20 protein-coding genes and 1 pseudogene are annotated in these 18,717 nt (G+C 59.1%); 9 read left to right on the forward strand and 12 right to left on the reverse strand.

Features of this window, described 5'->3' with window-relative positions; all coding sequences use genetic code 11:
* A pseudogene (locus NWQ23_RS16355) lies at positions 1 to 308 on the reverse strand (mandelate racemase/muconate lactonizing enzyme family protein); the annotation flags it as partial.
* Positions 309 to 337: 29 nt separating this feature from the next.
* Between NWQ23_RS16355 and NWQ23_RS16360 the strand changes: the two are divergent.
* Complete coding sequence (locus NWQ23_RS16360) at positions 338 to 781, forward strand: GNAT family N-acetyltransferase (RefSeq protein WP_306167460.1); 444 nt, start codon at positions 338 to 340, stop codon at positions 779 to 781.
* A gap of 35 nt (positions 782 to 816) precedes the next feature.
* On the opposite strand, the gene NWQ23_RS16365 is transcribed toward NWQ23_RS16360, so the two are convergent.
* The 6 genes from NWQ23_RS16365 to NWQ23_RS16390 all read right to left on the reverse strand — a co-directional run bounded on the left by NWQ23_RS16365 (position 817) and on the right by NWQ23_RS16390 (position 6,512).
* Positions 817 to 1,896 carry a Zn-dependent alcohol dehydrogenase gene (locus NWQ23_RS16365; RefSeq protein WP_306167461.1) on the reverse strand — a complete coding sequence of 360 codons (1,080 nt, stop codon included), beginning with the start codon at positions 1,894 to 1,896 and terminating at the stop codon, positions 817 to 819.
* Between the two features lie 73 nt (positions 1,897 to 1,969).
* Entirely contained in the window at positions 1,970 to 3,187 is a 1,218-nt protein-coding gene (locus tag NWQ23_RS16370; RefSeq protein ID WP_306167462.1) for a TCR/Tet family MFS transporter, read from the reverse strand.
* 76 nt (positions 3,188 to 3,263) lie between these two features.
* Complete coding sequence (pcaD, locus tag NWQ23_RS16375) at positions 3,264 to 4,052, reverse strand: 3-oxoadipate enol-lactonase (RefSeq protein WP_306167463.1); 789 nt, start codon at positions 4,050 to 4,052, stop codon at positions 3,264 to 3,266.
* A complete protein-coding gene (locus NWQ23_RS16380; RefSeq protein ID WP_306167464.1) occupies positions 4,052 to 5,020 on the reverse strand; it encodes a threonine/serine dehydratase in 969 nt (322 codons plus the stop codon). Before NWQ23_RS16380 ends, pcaD begins: the two co-directional genes overlap by 1 nt.
* Positions 5,017 to 5,835, reverse strand: a complete 819-nt coding sequence (locus tag NWQ23_RS16385; protein WP_306167465.1) for an alpha/beta fold hydrolase — start codon at positions 5,833 to 5,835, stop codon at positions 5,017 to 5,019. Before NWQ23_RS16385 ends, NWQ23_RS16380 begins: the two co-directional genes overlap by 4 nt.
* Entirely contained in the window at positions 5,835 to 6,512 is a 678-nt protein-coding gene (locus NWQ23_RS16390) for a haloacid dehalogenase type II (RefSeq protein ID WP_306167466.1), read from the reverse strand. Before NWQ23_RS16390 ends, NWQ23_RS16385 begins: the two co-directional genes overlap by 1 nt.
* A gap of 127 nt (positions 6,513 to 6,639) precedes the next feature.
* On the opposite strand from NWQ23_RS16390, the gene NWQ23_RS16395 reads away from it, so the two are divergent.
* The 3 genes from NWQ23_RS16395 (at position 6,640) to NWQ23_RS16405 (ending at position 9,180) form a co-directional block, all read left to right on the forward strand.
* Complete coding sequence (locus tag NWQ23_RS16395; protein ID WP_306167467.1) at positions 6,640 to 7,074, forward strand: peptidylprolyl isomerase; 435 nt, start codon at positions 6,640 to 6,642, stop codon at positions 7,072 to 7,074.
* A 275-nt stretch (positions 7,075 to 7,349) separates the two neighbouring features.
* Complete coding sequence (locus tag NWQ23_RS16400; protein WP_306167468.1) at positions 7,350 to 7,739, forward strand: hypothetical protein; 390 nt, start codon at positions 7,350 to 7,352, stop codon at positions 7,737 to 7,739.
* Between the two features lie 346 nt (positions 7,740 to 8,085).
* On the forward strand, positions 8,086 to 9,180 hold the full coding sequence (locus NWQ23_RS16405) for an acyltransferase (RefSeq protein WP_306167469.1): 1,095 nt from the start codon (positions 8,086 to 8,088) through the stop codon (positions 9,178 to 9,180).
* Positions 9,181 to 9,207: 27 nt separating this feature from the next.
* On the opposite strand, the gene NWQ23_RS16410 is transcribed toward NWQ23_RS16405, so the two are convergent.
* The 4 genes from NWQ23_RS16410 to fabA form a co-directional block, all read right to left on the reverse strand.
* The gene (locus NWQ23_RS16410) at positions 9,208 to 10,581 is read right to left on the reverse strand and encodes a DUF3179 domain-containing (seleno)protein (RefSeq protein ID WP_306167470.1); all 1,374 of its coding nucleotides are present in this window, start codon (positions 10,579 to 10,581) and stop codon (positions 9,208 to 9,210) included.
* A 459-nt stretch (positions 10,582 to 11,040) separates the two neighbouring features.
* On the reverse strand, positions 11,041 to 11,832 hold the full coding sequence (locus NWQ23_RS16415; protein ID WP_306167471.1) for an enoyl-ACP reductase: 792 nt from the start codon (positions 11,830 to 11,832) through the stop codon (positions 11,041 to 11,043).
* Between the two features lie 4 nt (positions 11,833 to 11,836).
* Positions 11,837 to 13,066 (reverse strand): beta-ketoacyl synthase N-terminal-like domain-containing protein, encoded by a 1,230-nt coding sequence (locus tag NWQ23_RS16420; RefSeq protein ID WP_306167472.1) that lies wholly within the window; start codon positions 13,064 to 13,066, stop codon positions 11,837 to 11,839.
* Positions 13,067 to 13,101: 35 nt separating this feature from the next.
* Positions 13,102 to 13,611 (reverse strand): bifunctional 3-hydroxydecanoyl-ACP dehydratase/trans-2-decenoyl-ACP isomerase, encoded by a 510-nt coding sequence (gene fabA / locus NWQ23_RS16425; protein ID WP_306167473.1) that lies wholly within the window; start codon positions 13,609 to 13,611, stop codon positions 13,102 to 13,104.
* Between the two features lie 149 nt (positions 13,612 to 13,760).
* On the opposite strand from fabA, the gene irr reads away from it, so the two are divergent.
* Positions 13,761 to 14,177 (forward strand): Fur family transcriptional regulator Irr, encoded by a 417-nt coding sequence (gene irr, locus NWQ23_RS16430; protein WP_306167474.1) that lies wholly within the window; start codon positions 13,761 to 13,763, stop codon positions 14,175 to 14,177.
* 88 nt (positions 14,178 to 14,265) lie between these two features.
* Positions 14,266 to 14,811: a transposase gene (locus NWQ23_RS16435; protein ID WP_306167475.1), complete on the forward strand. Its 546-nt coding sequence runs from the start codon at positions 14,266 to 14,268 to the stop codon at positions 14,809 to 14,811.
* Here the strand turns inward: NWQ23_RS16435 and NWQ23_RS16440 are convergent.
* Positions 14,750 to 15,613 carry a glycosyltransferase family 2 protein gene (locus NWQ23_RS16440; protein ID WP_372340144.1) on the reverse strand — a complete coding sequence of 288 codons (864 nt, stop codon included), beginning with the start codon at positions 15,611 to 15,613 and terminating at the stop codon, positions 14,750 to 14,752. The two genes, NWQ23_RS16435 and NWQ23_RS16440, sit on opposite strands and share 62 nt — an antisense overlap.
* 112 nt (positions 15,614 to 15,725) lie before the next feature.
* Here NWQ23_RS16440 and miaB point away from each other — a divergent pair, with 112 nt between their 5' ends.
* The 3 genes from miaB (at position 15,726) to ybeY (ending at position 18,711) form a co-directional block, all read left to right on the forward strand.
* The gene (miaB, locus tag NWQ23_RS16445; protein WP_306167477.1) at positions 15,726 to 17,033 is read left to right on the forward strand and encodes a tRNA (N6-isopentenyl adenosine(37)-C2)-methylthiotransferase MiaB; all 1,308 of its coding nucleotides are present in this window, start codon (positions 15,726 to 15,728) and stop codon (positions 17,031 to 17,033) included.
* A gap of 145 nt (positions 17,034 to 17,178) precedes the next feature.
* Entirely contained in the window at positions 17,179 to 18,192 is a 1,014-nt protein-coding gene (locus NWQ23_RS16450; protein WP_306167478.1) for a PhoH family protein, read from the forward strand.
* Between the two features lie 24 nt (positions 18,193 to 18,216).
* Positions 18,217 to 18,711, forward strand: coding sequence for an rRNA maturation RNase YbeY (gene ybeY, locus NWQ23_RS16455; RefSeq protein ID WP_306167479.1), 495 nt, complete (start codon positions 18,217 to 18,219; stop codon positions 18,709 to 18,711).
* Positions 18,712 to 18,717 lie beyond the last annotated feature (6 nt).

Consider the following 18,717-nt stretch of genomic DNA (forward strand, 5'->3'; position numbering starts at 1 on the left):
TCCCAGCAGGCCATTTCCAGCCCGGACCACGCGCCGATGACAGTCAGGTCAGGGCGCTGGGTGAAACCTGCGGAATAGACGCGGCGGTACATCAACTCTATATTCTCGGGGTTCTCGCCGGCCATGTGCCGCGCGAAAACGTCGGTGATCACGGCCTTCATCGCCTCTGGCCCGATCGAGGAGGCATAGCATTCGCCGTAGCCCACGATGCCGGTGTCGGTGGTCACCTTGGGGATGATCCAGTAACGACCGCCCCATCCGGGGGCGGGAGGCGCCGTGACAATGATCTCGAGATCGGCAAGTTTCATGGCTGAGGTCTTTCGAAAGGAGCGAATTCATGGGCGAGACAATCACGCTTCGACAGCTAGGTCCAGATGATCTGGAGGTTCTGCTGCAAGTGCAGGAGGGTCTGTTTGATAATCCCATCCGGGCCGATCAGGCCCGTGCATTTCTGGACGATCCGCTGCACGAGATTGTTGTGGCTTTTGCGGGTCCGCAGGTTGTCGGAATGGCGACGGGGCAGATCATGTTCCACCCCGACAAGCCGCCTGCTTTCTTTGTGGCGGAAGTGGGCGTGCGCGATGATTGGCAGAGACAGGGGATCGCAAAGCAGCTCTGCACAAAGCTGATGCAGATTGCGCGCGCGCGGGGCTGCGCGGGGATCTGGCTGGCGACGGAAATGGATAATGGCCCTGCGCGGGCTCTCTATCAGTCGTTGGGTGCGCGAGAGACGGCTGACATTGTCGTCTATGACTGGGATGACCGCGCGATGGACGGGTAAGGTGGATCACGATCCACCTTACTGACTGATCCGCCTTAATCGAAAACGATGACATTCCGCTTGGCGCTGCCCGTTTTGGTATCGGCAATCGCCTCGTTGATTTGCTCCAATGACCAGCGTCCTGAAATCAGCTCGTCCAGCTTTAGACGACCCTGTTCATAAAGATCGACCATCCAGGGGATATCGCGGGAAATCACCACATCGCCCATCTTGGAGCCCACCATGCCCTGACCCGTTGCCGCCAGCATCACCGGCTCATAGGTCGCCATAGCGCCTGAATGGGGCATCCCGACCATGATCACCTTGCCGCCATTGGCCAGATATCGTGTTGAGGTGTCATAGGCTGGTATGGCACCAACGGTGACAAAGACCGCATCAGCCCCACGCCCCAACGCCTGTTTCGCAAGCCGCCACGGTTTGTCCGCTGTTGCCAGCACGCCGTGGGTCGCCCCGAATTCCTTAGCTATCGCCAGTTTTTCTGCGGACATATCCACGGCAACAATCCGCCGCGCACCTGCAATCCGCGCGCCCTGAATAGCATTCAGACCGACGCCACCGGCCCCGATCACCACAACGTCCTGCCCTGCGCGCAGGCCGGCTGCATTGACCACGGCACCAACACCGGTGATGACGCCGCAGGCCAGCAAGGATGCCGCTTCCATCCCGATGTCGGGGGACAGTTTCACGACCTGACTCTGGTCGACCACGACTTTTTCGGCAAAACCGCCGGTGTGCATCGCCTGATGCAGGGGCGCACCTTGCGCATCCGTCAATGGTCCGCTGGCCATATCGCTTTCGCACGCCACCGGTTTGCCGCCAGCACAGGACGGGCAGCTGCCACAGGCGCGGATCAGCGTGACCACGACCGGATCGCCGACTGCCACACCGCGCACGCCTTGGCCCAAGGCAGAGACGTGACCGGCGGCCTCATGCCCATAGACCGCAGGCAAGGTCCCGCCCCAGCCGCCGTCGATATAGGAAATATCCGAATGGCAGATCGCACAGGCCTTGAGCGTCACCTCGACCTCGCCCAATTGGGGGGCTGCGAGTGTCACCGTTTCAATCGTCAAGGGTGCGCCAAATTCACGGCAAACAGCGGCTTTGATCTGTGGCATGAGAAGGTTCCGTGCAAAGGCGTTTGGGCCACCTTGCGGCCTGTTCAAGCGGGCTGCAAGTCAGAACGCGACCTTACGGGACCCGCGCGCGCTTTGGTCTTGGCGTTTGCGCAAAGACGACGATGCACCCGAGTGTCAGGACTGCAGATAGCAAGAAAGGCGCGCCGGGCAGGTATACCGGAGCGCTCTCATGCGTGAAATACCAAAAGGTCTGCGTAACCATCAAAGGCGCGATGATCGTGGCCACCGCATTGATCGAACTCACGGTGCCTTGCAATTCGCCCTGCTGGTTGTCTGCCGCCGTGCGTGACATGATCCCTTGCAATGCAGGCCCTGCGATGGACCCCAAAGCGGTCAGCGGGGTCATGGCCAGTGCGATCCACCCTTGCGTGACAAACCCAAGCGCGATGAATGCGGCCACATCAATCGACAGCCCCAGGATCACCGCTTTGCGTTCACCGATCCGTCTGATGATGGGCCGGATCAGGAGGCCTTGCACCACCGCGATCCCGATCCCGAAGACAGCCAGCGACACCCCGATCATGCCCGGACCCCAGCCGAAACGCTCTGCCCCATAATAGGCCCAGACGCCGGGATAGACGAAAAAGGCGATCGTATAGACAAAGGTGATCAGCATCAGCCGTTTCAGGCCGGGCAGCGATCCGATGTTGCGAAAGGCCCCCAAAGGGTTCGCCCGTTTCCATGAAAAGGGCCGACGAATGCTGTCGGTGACCGTTTCGGGCAGCACATAGTAGCCAAAGACCGCGTTCGCCGTTGCGAGAAAGGCTGCTGCCCAGAATGGTGCGCGGGTGCCGTATTCTGCCAGCAATCCGCCCATCAATGGCCCCAGAATAAAGCCCACACCAAAGGCAGCACCGATCAGACCGAAGTTCGCGGCCTTTTCTTCGGGCTTTGAAATATCGGCCATATAGGCTGCCGAGGTTGATTGCGTGGCCGCCGTGATCCCGCCAATGATCCGCGCGATGATCAACAGCCAGATGGTGTGGGCCAGTGCCATCAGCACATAGTCCAGTGCCATCACCACCAGCGAGATGATCAGCACCGGCCTGCGCCCGAAGCGATCGGAAACGCTGCCGATTGTTGGCCCGAACAGAAATTGCATCGCCGCGAAGATGGTGGCGAGGATCCCGCCCCAGACTGCCGCAGTCCCCAGCCCTGCGCCTTCCACCTCTTGGATCAGGTCGGGCATCACCGGCATGATCAGCCCGATTCCCATACTATCCAGAACGACCGAGATCAGGATGAAAGTGATGGGAAGGCGTTTATTCATCCGTGCAGGAATAATCAGTGCGGATAACTTTGCAAGCGCTGTCTGGCCGGCGTGTCAATTTGGCCTGTCAATCAGGTCAGACATGCCCGGTATCGCGAAGGAAGTCCGACAGGTGGCTGGCAAAGCGTTCGGGGTCCTCGACGCAGGGCAAATGCCCCACCCGTCGCATCAGTGCGAATTGCGATCCGGGGATCAGATCCACCGTTTCACGGACCAGATCAGGCGGCGTGGAACCGTCTTCGGTCCCTGCGATGCCCAAGGTGGGCAGGCGCAAGCCGCTGGTGGGCGTGTAGAAATCCGTACCCGCAATCGCCGCACAAACGCCTGCATAGCCCTGCACCGGCGTTGCCTCGACCATGGCCTGCCATGGTGCCATCGCCGCCGTGCCGTAAAAATGACTGCTGAACCAGCGCTTCATGATCTCGTCCGACAAGCCCGCCATGCCCTTGGCAGTGACCGCCGCGATCCTGTCTTGCCAAAGCTTGGGATTGCCGATTTTGGCGGCGGTATTCGACAGCACCATCGCGCGCATGATATCGGGCCGTTTCACCGCCAGCCCTTGTGCCACCATTCCCCCGACTGACAGACCCACAAACATCGCATCGCGGACGGTATAGGCATCGCAGACAGCTTCTGCATCGCTGATCAACTGCCCCATGGAGTAGGGAGCCTCGGGTGCATCTGACCGCCCGTGCCCGCGCATGTCATAGCGGATGATGCGCAGGCCTTCGGGCAAAAGCGGCAAGATCCCGTCCCATAGATGCAGCGTGCTGCCCAAGGAATTTGAAAAGACCACGATTGGCCCGTTCTCTGGCCCCTGCACATCCACATGCAGCGTGACACCATCGCGTTTCACTTGCGCCATCACATCGTCTCCAATGCCATTTTGAACACGGCCGGGTCGACGTTCCCGCCTGTGGTGACCGCCACAACCGCGTCGCCCGCAAAGGCATCTGGGTGGAACAAGGCCGCAGCCAAAGCCGCAGCCCCGCCCGGTTCCACGACGATCTTGAGCCTGTCGAATGCAACGGCCATGGCCCGCAAACACTCTGTTTCAGTCACGACAACACCGGGGCCGCAGAGCGCCTGCATGATCGGAAAGGTCAGGTTGCCGGGTTGTGGGGTGACGATGGCATCGCAGAGCGACCCACCCAGCCGCGTGTTCCGTTCGATTTTGCCGCTGGCGAGTGATCGGGTGACATCATCAAACTCTTCGGGTTCCGCAGGCCGGACCCGCAGCCCCGGAGCATCAGCAGCGAGTGCAAGCGCGATCCCCGATGTCAAACCCCCGCCACCGCAACAGACCATCACATCGGCATCGGTCACGCCCAATGCATTCATGTCCTCGGCAATCTCCAGCCCTGTTGTGCCCTGTCCTGCGATCACCAATGGTTCGTCATAGGGTTTGATCAGCGTCAGCCCGCGCGCACTGGCCAGTCTTGCGCCAATTTCGTCGCGATCCTCGGTTGCGCGGTCATACAGCACGACCTCTGCACCCAAAGCGCGCGTATTCTCGATCTTCACCACAGGCGCATCGGCCGGCATGATGATCACTGCTGGCGCGCCATGTTCGCGGGCCGCCAAGGCCACACCCTGCGCATGGTTGCCACTGGAGAAGGCGATCACGCCAGTCTTCAACGCATTGTCGGTCAGGGCCGAGACCGCCGACCAACCGCCCCGAAACTTGAATGATCCGGTGTGCTGCAAGCACTCGGCCTTGACGAAAACGCGGCGCCCCGCGATCTCGTCCAGAAAGGGCGAGGTCAGGATCGGCGTGCGCCTTGCATGGCCCGCAAGGCGGGTCGCGGCGGCGCGGATCATGTCGATATTCATTGTAGTTTCTCCAGCCAAAAGTGCAGCGCGTCCAGCGCTTGGGGTTCATCAAGGAAGGGCACATGCCCGCGCCCCGGGACATCGGCGCGGATCATATCCGGGCGGCGGCGGGTCATTTCGTCTGCGGTCTCAACGCTTAGCAGCTCCGAGTTCGTACCCCGGATCAAGGCCAATGGCAGACCTGCCAGCGCATCGAAGAGCGGCCACAGATCGGGCGCAGGTTGCGCGCCTGCCGCCAGAACCGCGTCGCGCAATTTGGGATCATAGCGGATCACCAGCCCGTCAGGTGTCTGCGCATAATGCGCCTGAACCTCGGCCAGCCAGCGGTCCATGGGCACGCCCTCGAAATGGGTCGAGAGCTTGGCGCGGGCCTCTGCCGCTTCGGCATAGGTTTTTTGGGCAGGGTTGCGGCCGATATATCCCTTGATCACTTCAAGACCCTTGTCGGCAATCACGGGGCCAATATCATTCAGCGCCACACCCAGCAGCCTGTCTTTGGCCGTCGCCGCGAGCACCATCGCGATAAGACCCCCCCGCGATGTGCCCAGGATCGCGGCCTTTTCCAGCCCCAGATGATCCATCAGGGTCAGCACATCGGCGGCCTCTTGCGGGATGGTATAGGTCGCGGGATCGGCCCAGTCCGATTGCCCACGCCCGCGATAATCGGGGCGGATCAGGCGAACGGGCAGGTACGGGGCAACATGGTCGAAATCCGCGCCATTGCGGGTTAGCCCCGCCAAGGCGATCACCGGCAGACCTGCGCCTGCGTCCGTGTAATGCAGTGAAAGCCCGTCTGTTGAGGTGAAAACCGGCATCAGACAAAATCCGGAATTTTTACGAGGTCGCTCAGGATGTGGTGCGGCGTGGCATAAAGCCTGTCCACCGGTTCGCCTGCGCGATTGACCCAGACGGTCTGGAAACCGTAACCCGACGCACCCGCCGCATCCCAGCCATTGGATGATACGAACAATACCGCGTCGCGGGTACAACCGAACCTTGCCAAGACCAGATCGTAAACCCGGTCATGGGGCTTGAACACGCCGACCTCGTCCACGCTGAGTACCGCATCAAGCAGATCGCCTATACCTGCCGAAGACACAGCCGCATCCAGCATATCGGGCGAACCATTGGACAGGATCGCGGTCGTCATGCCTTTGGCTTTGAGGGCAGCAAGCATCGCAGGTACCTCGGGAAAGGTCGCAAGCTCCCAGTAAAGCTCCAACAGGCGCTTGCGCGTGGCGTCTTGCGTCAAACCATGCGCCTGCATCGCCCAGTCCAGACCGTCCTTGGTCACCTGCCAGAAATCACAGTGCCGTCCGGCGACCGCACGCAGCCACGTGTATTGCAACTGCTTCATGCGCCAATCGCGGGCAAGTGCAGGCCAGACGGCGGCCAGATCGGCTTGGGCGGGCTCTTTTGCGGCCTGCATTGCGGCGGCGTTGACGTCAAACAGGGTGCCATAGGCGTCAAAGATACAGGTCGTGATGGGCATGATATTCTCCGTTCGCTGCATCGTGTCACGGGAGGGTCCGGGCGAAAAGGGGCAATCCGTTTGCATGTCGGAACTGCATCCTTTAGCCTCTGCCCCTTAAATTTTAGGAACCAGAAAGGCGAGACAGATGAGCCAAGCAAAACCAGGTGATACCGTAAGGATCAATTATACCGGCACCTTGAACTCCGGAGAGACATTTGACAGTTCCGAAGGGCGTGATCCGCTGGAGTTTGTCGTGGGCTCGGGCCAGATCATTTCAGGGCTGGATGCCGCCATTCCGGGCATGGCTGTTGGGGACAGGAAAATGGTCGCCGTACCCTGTGCGCAGGCCTATGGCGAAAGCAATCCGGAGGCCCGCCAAGCCGTCCCGCGCGAAGGCATCCCCGCAGATATCCCGCTTGAGGTTGGTACGCAGTTGCAGATGCAGACCCCGCAAGGACAGGTCTTGCCTGTCACCGTCGCGGAAGTGACCGAGACCGAAGTGACACTTGACGCAAACCATCCTCTGGCAGGGCAGGACCTGAACTTTGCGATCGAGGTTGTCGGGATTGATGCGGCGTAAGGTTCGCGCTGAAGATCAAAGGGCGCTGCGCGCGTCGCAACTATCCGATTGGATAGGTCATTATCCCGATGCCACCCTTCCTTCGTTTCTCGCGAGGGCATAGAAAACGCGGAGTAGCAGTTGTAATAGGTGTGCGCTTGTTTTTGCGCAGTGTATCGAAATGAAGAGCTTAACGAGTATCCCCGCGTTTTTCAGGGCGTTTCGGAAAGACGAGAGCGGCCTGGTCACTGTTGACTATGTTGTACTGAACGCAGTCGTCGTGACATTTGGGTTGTTTGTGGCCCAGCCTATCATGGCTGGGACCACCGCATTTTTTGGATGATGTCATAGCATCGCTCCAGTCGCCCTATCCGCCAAATGAAACAGGCGATCACAGCGGCGGAAACAACAGCGGCGGCGGCAGCGGAAACGGTAACACCGGTGGCGGCAACAACAGCGGCGGCGGCAATAGCGGCGGCGGTAACGGCAACAGCGGCGGCGGCAACGGCGGCGGCGGTAACAACGGCAACGGCAATAGCGGTGGCGGCAATAGCGGCAACGGCAACAGCAACGGCGGCAGCAATACTTGCGGCAACAACGGTAGCCGTGGCAATGGCGGCAACAATCCGGGCTGCGCCAACGCAAATGGCGGTAACTCCAATTCAAATGCGCGTTGGAGAAACTAGAACGCCGGTCGGTCGGTAGAACGGTCACCGTTCGATGTTTGTCGACATCTCAACTGATCTCGAAATCGCGTCAGCTCGGGCACCTCGCTGCCCGGCTTTGAAAAGACTCCTGTGATTTGTCGGGTCTTCGTCTCACTCTCATTCACAGTCTTCGATTCGGCGAAACTGCGAGTCCTGATTCATCTACGTGCAGATCCACCGTTTCTTGCTGATTTTCTATCCGGATGGGTATGAAGGTTATCCGTAAACCTTGGTTACTTTGGTGGTCCGTTTGCTTAGAAAAACCTGAGTTTTTGGACAATTGGAGAAGAGGTCGACAGTCTGTCGCTGCTGGCCCGGACCGCACATGTATATGACATCTTTCCTCACAGAACGTGAGAACCGGTTTGATCAGATCCGGCTCGGACTGGCCTTGCTTGTGGTGCTTGGGCACTGCTGGCACATCAGCACTGGGCCTGATGCCCAAGTGCCGCTGCAAGATTTTTTGCGGCGCGGCTTCCATGAATACGCGCTCAATATGTTTTTCTTTATTTCGGGTCTTCTGGTGACGCAAAGTGCGTTTCGCCGCCAAGGTGATCTTTTCGGGTTCGCTCTGGCGCGCGTCATGCGCATTTTTCCGGGCCTGATCGTTTGCGCGCTGGCGGTGCCTCTCTTCTTGATTGTGGCGGGCGCATGGATCGATCCGACGCTGCAGCAAGTGGTGAATTATGCCGGTCGCCTTGTCAGTCTGGTCTTTGTCGAATTCAGCAGACCAAACGTCTTTGTCGGTCTGCCCTTTGAACATGCCATCAACGGTTCGGTCTGGTCGCTGCGGCACGAGGTTGGTGCCTATGCCTTGCTCGCACTTTTCGTGGCAAGCGGGGCGTTCTTTACAAGGCGCTGGGTTTTGCTGGCCTATTGCTGCACGGTTCTGGTGATCGCGATCATCGGCCATGTGGTTGCGCCCAAGGGGATGGGCGGGATCTGGTTTCTGCTGGCAGAAACGCGGGTTGTGATTGTGTCGTTTCTGCTGGGGGTGCTGACCCATAGATTTGCCGCATGGCTGTGGATCGACTGGCGCATCGCGGCGCTCTTGTGGGGTGTGACCTTTGCAGGTCAGAGCATGCTGCCGGATGTTGCAGCGGTCTATTGGTTCAACATTGTCCTGAGCTACACGGTCTTGTGCCTTGCCTATCTGGGGGGGCGGTCCAAGGGTCTGCCCCTCGACCTGAGCTATGGCGTTTACATTTACGGTTGGCCGCTGCAGCAACTGGCCGTGATGTTCTGCCTGCATCATTTCGCGTTCGTCCCCGGACCGATGACACTCTTCCTGCTCGTCCTTCCGGCTTTGCTTATTGTAGCTTGGGCCTCTTGGGTGTTTGTCGAACGGCCTGCGATCAGCCTCGGCCAAAGGCGCGGATCAGCGCGCTGGTCCAAGCTGAGACGCAACATCGCTGTCTGATCGCAGTTCCAGTGCCGGATTTGCGCTTTACTGGGTCCAAAGCGCCGTTTCCGGGTGGAACTGGGACCATGCAAACCAGAAGGCTTGGTGACTGCCAAGATCGGATCCATCGGCATCAACAGCCTTGATGCCGCCGGCCGCGAGCTCTAGCCGGACGTTTTCATAGCCGATCTGCGCACCCTGCTTGAGCGCCACCAAGGCTGTGGCACGTTGAAAGGCGACGGGCTGACCAGAGGCTGTGATGACACCTATGACATCTTCATGAATGGGAAGCCGCGGGTCGACGTCACCCACCGGAAAGATCGGCCCGTTCGCGTCACGATTATTGCGAAAATCGAAATCACGACCAAGGGCGAGCGCCTCGACAAGCACAGTTGTCTGGGGATGCGCGGCTTTCCAAGTGCCCCAATCGGTGGTGATGACCGTCGCTTGCTCCAGTTGCAGGTTCTTTTCCGCCAAAGGGCCCGTGAGCGCGGTGCCCAGGAAGGTGTCAAACACCGAATAGGTCTGGATGTCATACATGACTTTGTTTGACCGGATCAGAAGGCCGGAGGTGCGCAGGATCGGGCGCTCAATCCCGTCGGGCATTTCATCGGTGAAATAGGCCTGCGCTGCGCCACAAAGGGTGCAATACGGAATGCCAAGGTCTCTGCCGCCCAAGGTGTCATTGACCATCTCACGTACTTCCATGATGCGGCGGGGGTAGGCGCGAAATTCGCCGTTGACCTCGATCCCGAAAACGATCGCATCGTCGCTGAGCCATGTCGCATCTTCGGCGCTGCTGACTTGGGGGTTATCGGCGGCTGGAATGCAATTGCAGACCTCATCCGTCGTGTCATAGGGGCGATCGTCAATCAGGACGCCGCCCCAAGACACGAGCCGCCAATCAATATCGCCTTCGACAAAAATCCGGTCCCATCCGGGTACGAAATTGGTAAAGATCGCGCGTTTGGCGTCCAGATATCCCGGATAGGATGGAATATCCCAAGCGATGAGATGGTCGGTGATTTCCCCCCAACGCAGGTGGGATTGAATTTCAATGTCCAAAAGGGTGGCCGCTGCATCCGCAAGCGCATCGTCAAAGGCGGCGCGCCAGGTAAAGCGCATCATGTCGCTGATGATCCAGGCCAGGCGCGGGTCTTTCGATTCCGCAATCTCGGTGAGTGCGATGTTCTGATCGCGACCCCATGTCGAATGCTCCAGACTGTCGATAAACACCACACGCACTGCCTCTTGCAACGACTCTGACAGCGGGCCATCGGGAATCGCCGGGGGCGCACCGAATTGTGCAATGACATAGTCGGGCAGGGGGTCTGCTGATTGCGCCTGCAATGGGGTCGGTTGCGTGAGGGAAAGCGCGACCAGAAGTGTCGCGATAGCGGTGCGAATGATGTGATACATGCAAGGGCCTTTGGACATCACGGGTTGATCCGGCGCGCGTCTGCCCGCCCTGACACGATCGATTGAAGATGTTCCCAGCATCCCTGCAAACCGGCGGCACACCAAATCACATCTTTTCAGTAACCTGTGATTTTGCTGTTGCCGCAGCCCGAGGGATCAGCTCTTGGGCGCCAGATTGACGACCGCCTGCTTTTTGGGGGTTTTGCCCGCAGTCTCGTAGCCGCGCCGGAACACGACCTTGACGTTGGGGTGGAGCTGGCGCGCACCCATTTCATTTAAACCTTTAAACTGTGATACCAATTGACGCGTCGGAGTGCCCGCGACGGACTCCCGTGGTCTCGCGAAACTAACCGGCCCGGAGCAAGATAACGATTGCGCGCCATCGTGTCGGAGGTGCGCCATAACTTGTCCTGATGCGAGAGGTGCAGGTGGCCCAGCGTCAGAGGGTTTGACTGCCCCTCAGACCAGATGATCCGGCTGGGGCATCCCCAAGACATGAAAGCCACCATCGACGCGGATGATCTCGCCGGTGGTGCAGGCCCCGGCATCAGAAGCCAGATAGACCGCCGTGCCGCCGACGGCCTCAAGCGTTGCGTTCGACCGCAGGGGCGCGTTCATGTCGGTGTGTTTGTAGGTCTTGCGCGCGCCGCCAATCGCTGCACCTGCAAGGGTCTTCATCGGGCCGGGGCTGATTGCGTTCACGCGGATGCCCTGCGGCCCAAGGTCATTGGCCAGATAGCGGGTTGCCGATTCAAGTGCTGCTTTGGCCACACCCATCACATTGTAGAAGGGTGTCACCCGGTTCGACCCCTGATAGGTCAGCGTCAAAAGCGTGCCACCGTTCGGCATCAGCTCCGATGCGCGTCGGGCCACGTCGATGAAGGAATAGCACGAGATCGCAAGCGAGTTCTTAAAGTTGTCGCGGCTTGTATTGATGAACCGCCCTGTCAATTCGTTCTTGTCCGAAAAGGCGATGGCATGGACCACGAAATCCAACGTGCCCCAGCGGTCCTTGAGCGTGGCAAAGGCCAGATCCATGCTGGCGTCATCGGTCACATCGACATCGACCATGATGTCAGAGCCGACCGATTGGGCCAGCGGTTCAAGCCGCTTGCCGAAGGCCTCGCCCTGATAGGTAAAGGCAAGTTCCGCACCGGCCTCGGACATCGCTTTGGCGATACCCCAAGCGATAGAGCGTTCATTGGCGACACCCATGATCAGCCCGCGTTTGCCTTGCATCGAAAGTGTCATCCGATCACCCTTTGAATTTCGAAAGAAGCATGGAGCCGTTCGTGCCACCAAAGCCGAAAGAGTTTGTCATGACTGTGTCCAGCCCCGCATTCTCAACCAGCGCGGTTGCGATCTCGGCTGGGTCCAGCGCTGGGTCGAGCGTTTCGACGTTGATCGAGGGCGCGATAAAGTCGTCTTGCAACATCAGCAGGCAATAGACGGCCTCTTGCGCGCCGGTGGCCCCTTGGCTGTGGCCTGTCATCGACTTGGTCGAACTGATCGGCGGGGTGGACCCTTGGCCAAAGACTCGGCGGACCGCTTCAACCTCGCCCACGTCACCGACCGGGGTTGATGTGCCATGTGCGTTGATATAGCTGACCTTCCGGCCCTCTGGCAGGGTCTTGAGCGCGCCGCGCATCGCCCGTTCGCCACCTTCACCCGATGGGGCCACCATATCGGCCCCGTCGGATGTGGCGGCAAAGCCGGTCACTTCGGCATAGATTTTGGCGCCGCGCGCTTGGGCGCTCTCGAGGCTTTCCAGCACGATGATCGCGCCACCGCCGGCAATCACGAACCCGTCGCGGCCTGCATCGAAAGCGCGGCTCGCCCGTTGCGGTGTATCGTTATACTTTGACGACATGGCTCCCATGGCGTCGAACAGACAAGACAAGGTCCAGTCCAACTCTTCCGCGCCGCCTGCGAACATGATGTCCTGCGCGCCCAATGCGATCTGCTGGGCTGCCATGCCGATGCAGTGTAACGAGGTCGAACAGGCGGAGGTGATGGAAAAGTTCATACCCTTGATCTTATAGGCCGTGGCAAGGTTCGCGCTGACCGTCGAGGACATCGCCTTTGGCACGGCAAACGGCCCGATCCGCTTGGTCGCGCCGGTGTCCATGACGATATTGTGGGCTGCAAAAAGGGCCGATGTCGACGGACCGCCCGAGCCCGCAATCAGACCTGTCATCGGGTTGACGACCTGATCTTCGCTCAGTCCTGCGTCCGCAATGGCTTGGCCCATCGCGATATGGGCATAGGCCGCACCGGGGCCCATGAAGCGCAGGGTGCGCTTGTCCACATGTTCGGTGATGTCGATCTTGAGCGTGCCCGCAATCTGGCTGCGAAAGCCATGCTCTGCCATTTCGGGGGAGGCTTCGATGCCCGATTTGCCCGCTTTCAGCGCGGCGGTCACTTCCTGGGCACTATTCCCGATCGGTGATACGATCCCGAGACCGGTGACGACAACACGGCGCATGGGCACCTCTCCTCTACATTCAGTAAAACGGCGGCTTAACTCTCGGAGAGCGCAACCTTCATATCGGTCACTTGATAAATCACCTCGCCGTCGGCCTCAACAATCCCGTTTGCCACGCCCATTGTCAGGCGGCGGGTCTGGATGGCTTTGGTGAAATCGACCTTGTAGGTCAGCATCTTGCGGTCAGGCCGGACCATGCCGGTCAGTTTGACCTCGCCGACACCCAGCGCATAGCCGCGCCCTTGCCAGCCGCGCCAGCCAAGGTTGAAGCCGGTCAATTGCCACAGGCCGTCAAGGCCAAGGCAGCCGGGCATGATCGGGTTGCCGGGGAAATGGCATTCAAAGAACCAAAGGTCGGGTGTAATATCGAATTCCGCGACGACATGGCCTTTGCCATGCAAACCACCGTCGCCCGAAATGTCCGTGATCCGGTCCATCATCAGCATCGGCGGTGCGGGCAATTGGGCATTGCCCTCGCCAAAAAGCTCTCCGCGGGCGCATTGCAGCAGACCCTCTTTGTCAAAACTGGTTGGATAATCGGCCATTTTACGCGTCTCGTTCTTCTCTGCTCTACAGGGTGACCTCTAGCACTCTGTCGTTCTTGAGGGCAAGTCCGCAGCGTTTATTGACTGTTTTCAATTGATCCCGAGGGTCAACTTCCCATATGTAAGGGACAGGCAGCAAAAGAGCGACCATGATAGATATCGAAACACAGCGTAGCGCGGAGTGGTTGGCGGGGGCAGGATTGCGTCCGACACGGCAACGCATGACCTTGGCATCGCTGCTCGTCGGTGATGGGCAGGACAGGCATGTCACGGCTGAGAGCCTGTTTGATGCGGCATCGAACGCGGACGAGAAAGTGTCGCTGGCAACGGTCTACAATACGTTGCGCGCTTTCTGCGATGCGGGGCTGATGCGCGAGATTACGGTGGACGGATCGAAAAGCTATTTTGATACCAATATGACGGATCATCCGCATTTTTACTGGGAAGATACCGCGCAGCTGACTGACGCACCCTCCGAGCAATTGGAAATCCGGCGTTTGCCCAAAGCGCCTGCCGGGGCAGAGATTGCTTCGGTGGATGTCGTGATCCGGCTGCGGCGGACATAAGCGTCCATGATCTGAGGTGGATCATGATCCACCTTGCCTGTCCAAACCTCTTTACCGATCATTAACCTTGGCACGGCACTCTGGCGGCATGTCGCATCACCGCCGCTTTCGTGTGCCCGGGGGCACCTATTTCTTTACCCTGCGCTTGCAGGATCAACGCTCGGACCTGCTAGTCACGCATATCGGTTTGTTGCGGGATGCGACCCGCCTTTGCATGCAGCGCTGGCCGTTCGAGATTGATGCCGCCGTTGTCCTGCCCAACAAGCTGCACATGATCTGGACCTTGCCTCAGGGCGACGCCGATTTCTCGAAACGCTGGCGGATGATCAAATCCACCTTTTCGCGTCACGCCCCTGCGCCCGATTACATCCCGCCCAGCCATGCACGGCGGGGCGAAAAAGGGATCTGGCAGCGCCGGTTCTGGGACCATGTGATCCGCGACGCGGATGACTACGACCTGCACATGCATCTGATCCGGTCGGCCCCGATCCATGCGGGTCTGGCCCGCAAGCCAAGTGATTGGCCTTTTGCCTCGGTGCATCACCGTCAGGCAACGCAAGCCCGCGCAGAGTTCAGAACCATTGCCCCGGTTCCATCAGGCCCAGATCCAATAGCTGCTGAGATTGCCAGCTAAACTTTTCTGACTGCGGCCAATGAAACGTTTGGATCACGTCGCGGCTGCCCGGATTGCGCCGCAATGCCTTGGCTGTCCGGAAAGATCCGATCGCGGCGGACAGGTTGTTATGCCATGGACAGGAAAATGTGTTGTATTCAGGATTATTGAATGACCGATCCGGCAGCATCTGCAATCCAGCGGTCGCCCGAAAGAAGGACACCCGATCCGTGCGCTGCCGCAGTTTCGGAATATGTTCTTCGAACCGCCACCTCAGCCCGCCGAAAATGTCGACCTGCCGGTCAAGCGGCACGCCCTCTGCATCGTGCCGCGCCAGTGCATAATAGCCTGATTTATCGAAATAGGCCGTGTCGCGGTCAACGCCGCTTGGGTGGGCTTTCAGGTCCTGCGCGTAAAGATCAATAACGTAGGACATCACCGTGTCGCGCCGCTCTTCGGTCATGAACCCCAGCATCTCGCCCACGCTGCGCGTCTCGCAGAAGGGATAATAGAGGTATTCGGCGTTGTAGCAGTAATAGACCCACTGGTCTGGCCGCGCCCTGATTATCGCGTTGAGGATGGTTTGCAGCGCGTCTTGCGCGCTGACATCGTGGTCGACCCGGTCCAGCGCGTCGGGCAGGTTTTCCGGCAAGACCATGTCCTTGGCGCAGAAGAGGATGATCTGGGCAAAGCCCGCTTTGTGGTGATGTGCAATTGTGCTCGCCACTTCTACACCGTCTTCGATCAGGATCAGTGCGACCGGCCCTTTGCGCGGGGTCTTTTTCGCGTCTGCGATCAGGGCGGGCAAAGAGCGGTAGTGCATGACTTGCGGCATCCGTGTGAAGCTGGGTCAAAATCGGTCATATCTCGCCGCATTGCAAGCAATGCCCCAAGGCGCTAGAACGCAGCCTTGATCCCAACACAAGAGCTGTCCGATGTCCGCGCCCAAAAAGCTTTATATCAAGACCTATGGCTGTCAGATGAACGTCTATGACAGCGAACGCATGGCAGAGGCGCTGGGCGGCAAAGGCTATGTGGAAACCCTGACGCCGGATGACGCGGATATGATTCTGCTCAATACCTGCCATATCCGCGAAAAGGCCGCCGAAAAGGTCTATTCAGAGCTGGGCCGGATGAAGGCGCTGAAGGTCGCCAACCCCGATCTGAAAATCGGCGTGACGGGTTGTGTCGCCCAAGCCGAGGGCGAAGAGATCATGCGCCGCCAGCCGATGGTTGATCTGGTGGTCGGCCCGCAAAGTTATCACCGGCTGCCAGCCATGGATGACGCGATCCAGACAGGGGCCAAGGCGCTGGACACTGATTTTCCCGATGATGACAAGTTTGATACGCTCAAGACCCGGTCCAAAGCCAAACGCGGCCCGACCGCGTTTCTGACCGTGCAGGAAGGCTGCGACAAATTCTGCGCTTTCTGCGTGGTCCCATACACGCGCGGGGCCGAAGTCTCGCGCCCGGCCGATCGTATCATCCGCGAAGCGCATGAACTGGTCGAGAGCGGCGTGAAGGAGATCACACTTCTCGGCCAGAACGTGAACGCCTATCACGGGCACGAAGGCGGTTTGGCCGGATTGATCTGGGCCTTGGACAAAGTGGATGGGTTAGAGCGGATCCGTTTCACCACATCGCACCCCAACGACATGGATGACGCTTTGATTGACGCCCATGGCACGTGTGACAAGCTGATGCCTTACCTGCATCTGCCAGTGCAGTCGGGGTCTGACCGTATTCTGAAGGCGATGAACCGCAAGCATACCGCCGAAAGCTATCTGGAGGTGATCGCCCGTATCCGTGCCGCGCGCCCCGATATCCTGCTGTCGGGCGATTTCATTGTCGGCTTTCCCGGAGAGACGGATCAGGACTTTGAGGATACCCTGCAACTGGTGCGCGATGTGCATTACGGGCAGGCTTATTCCTTCAAGTATTCGACCCGTCCGGGCACGCCGGCGGCGGAAAAGCCGCAACTCCCCGAGGAGGTGATGAACGCGCGCCTTCAGCGGCTGCAAGGGTTGCTGCGCGAACAGCAACAGGCGACGCAGGCCGCGATGGTGGGGCGCGAGGTGAAGGTCTTGTTTGAAAAAGCAGGGCGCGAGCCGGGACAGATGATCGGGAAATCCGAATATCTGCACGCGGTCTATGCAGATGCGCCAGCGGATGTGGTGGGGCAGGTCCGGCGGGTCAGGATACTGGAAGACAGCGCCAATTCGCTGAAAGGTGCTTTGATGTAAGGTGGATCGAAATCCACCTTATCTGCTGCATCGCGCAGCGCGCGGAAACTTTTTCGTATCAAATCCATGACATTTCTCAATGACGGCTTGCGCCTTGCGGTTTGAGTTGCCACGATACCTATATATAGACTCAAAGGAGAGCTTATTGGCAACTGGTGCCCTGACCCCACCCGCTGATGCCGTCACTGAATCCCTGCTGGAATTCCCTGACAACTTCCTGTTGATCGACCTGTGTGGCGAATACGATCGCAACCTCACGACAATCGAAGACAAGCTGAGCGTCCAGATTTTGCGGCGCGGCAACCAGCTTGCGGTTTTGGGTGAAAGCGGACCCCGCCATGAGGCGACGCAGGTGCTGCAAGCGCTTTACAGCCGTCTGGAAGCGGGGCGTTCTGTAGAGCCCGGCGATCTGGATCGCGAATTGCGCATGGGACCGGAAACCGTCAGCGGCCCCGCCCGTGACGGCGACCAGATCGAACTTTTCAAAGGCGAGACCGCGCGGGTCGAGATCAAGACCCGCAAGAAACTGGTCGAGCCGCGCACCGATGCGCAAAAGGCCTATGTCAAATCGCTGTTTGCCCATGAACTGGCTTTCGGTATTGGTCCTGCCGGAACGGGCAAGACCTATCTGGCTGTCGCCGTCGGTGTGAACATGCTGATCTCCGGTCATGTCGACAAGATCATCCTGTCCCGCCCTGCCGTCGAAGCCGGCGAAAAACTGGGCTATCTGCCCGGCGATATGAAAGACAAGGTCGATCCCTACATGCAGCCGCTTTATGATGCGCTGAATGATTTTCTGCCAGGCAAGCAGGCCGCCAAGATGATGGAGGAAAAGGTGATCGAGATTGCGCCTTTGGCCTTTATGCGCGGCCGTACCTTGTCGAATGCCTTTGTCGTTCTGGACGAGGCGCAGAATGCCACGACCATGCAGATGAAGATGTTCCTGACACGCTTGGGCGAGGGCTCGCGCATGGTCATCACTGGTGACCGCACCCAGATCGACCTTCCGCGCGGTGTGACTTCGGGCTTGTGGGATGCCGAACGCCTGCTCAAGAATATTCCCAAGATCAGTTTCAATTACTTCACCGCCAAAGATGTCGTGCGCCACCCGCTGGTTGCCGCTATTATCGAAGCTTACGAAAAAGACGATCCCAAGTGACACTTTCGCCATGACTGGTGCCCGATGACCGTTGACTGCATGATCGAAGACCGGCGCTGGGCCGAGATTGATCTTGAAACCTTGGCGCAAACCGCCACCGATGCAGCCCTTGCGCGGCTGGGATTGGAACCCTCTGTCTTTGAAATCAGTCTCTTGGCCTGCAACGACGCGCGGATTGCCACCTTGAATGCGGATTTTCGGGGCAAGCCCCAGCCGACCAATGTCCTGAGTTGGCCTGCCCAAGAACGTGGCGCCGCCGTCGATGGCGAAATGCCACATGCCCCCAAACTCGGCATGGATGCGGAACTGGGCGATATCGCCATCGCCTATGACACCTGCGCGCGTGAAGCGGCAGATGCTGGCAAACCTCTGACCGATCACACGATCCATTTACTTGTTCATGGTACACTCCATCTGTTGGGTTTCGATCACGAACGTGACCGTGACGCCACCCTGATGGAAGGCTTGGAAACAGAGATACTTGGCAAACTGGGTCTTCCTGACCCATATAGGGTGTAATCGGGT

Source organism: Yoonia sp. (genome assembly GCF_030731595.1).
Lineage (GTDB): Bacteria > Pseudomonadota > Alphaproteobacteria > Rhodobacterales > Rhodobacteraceae > Yoonia.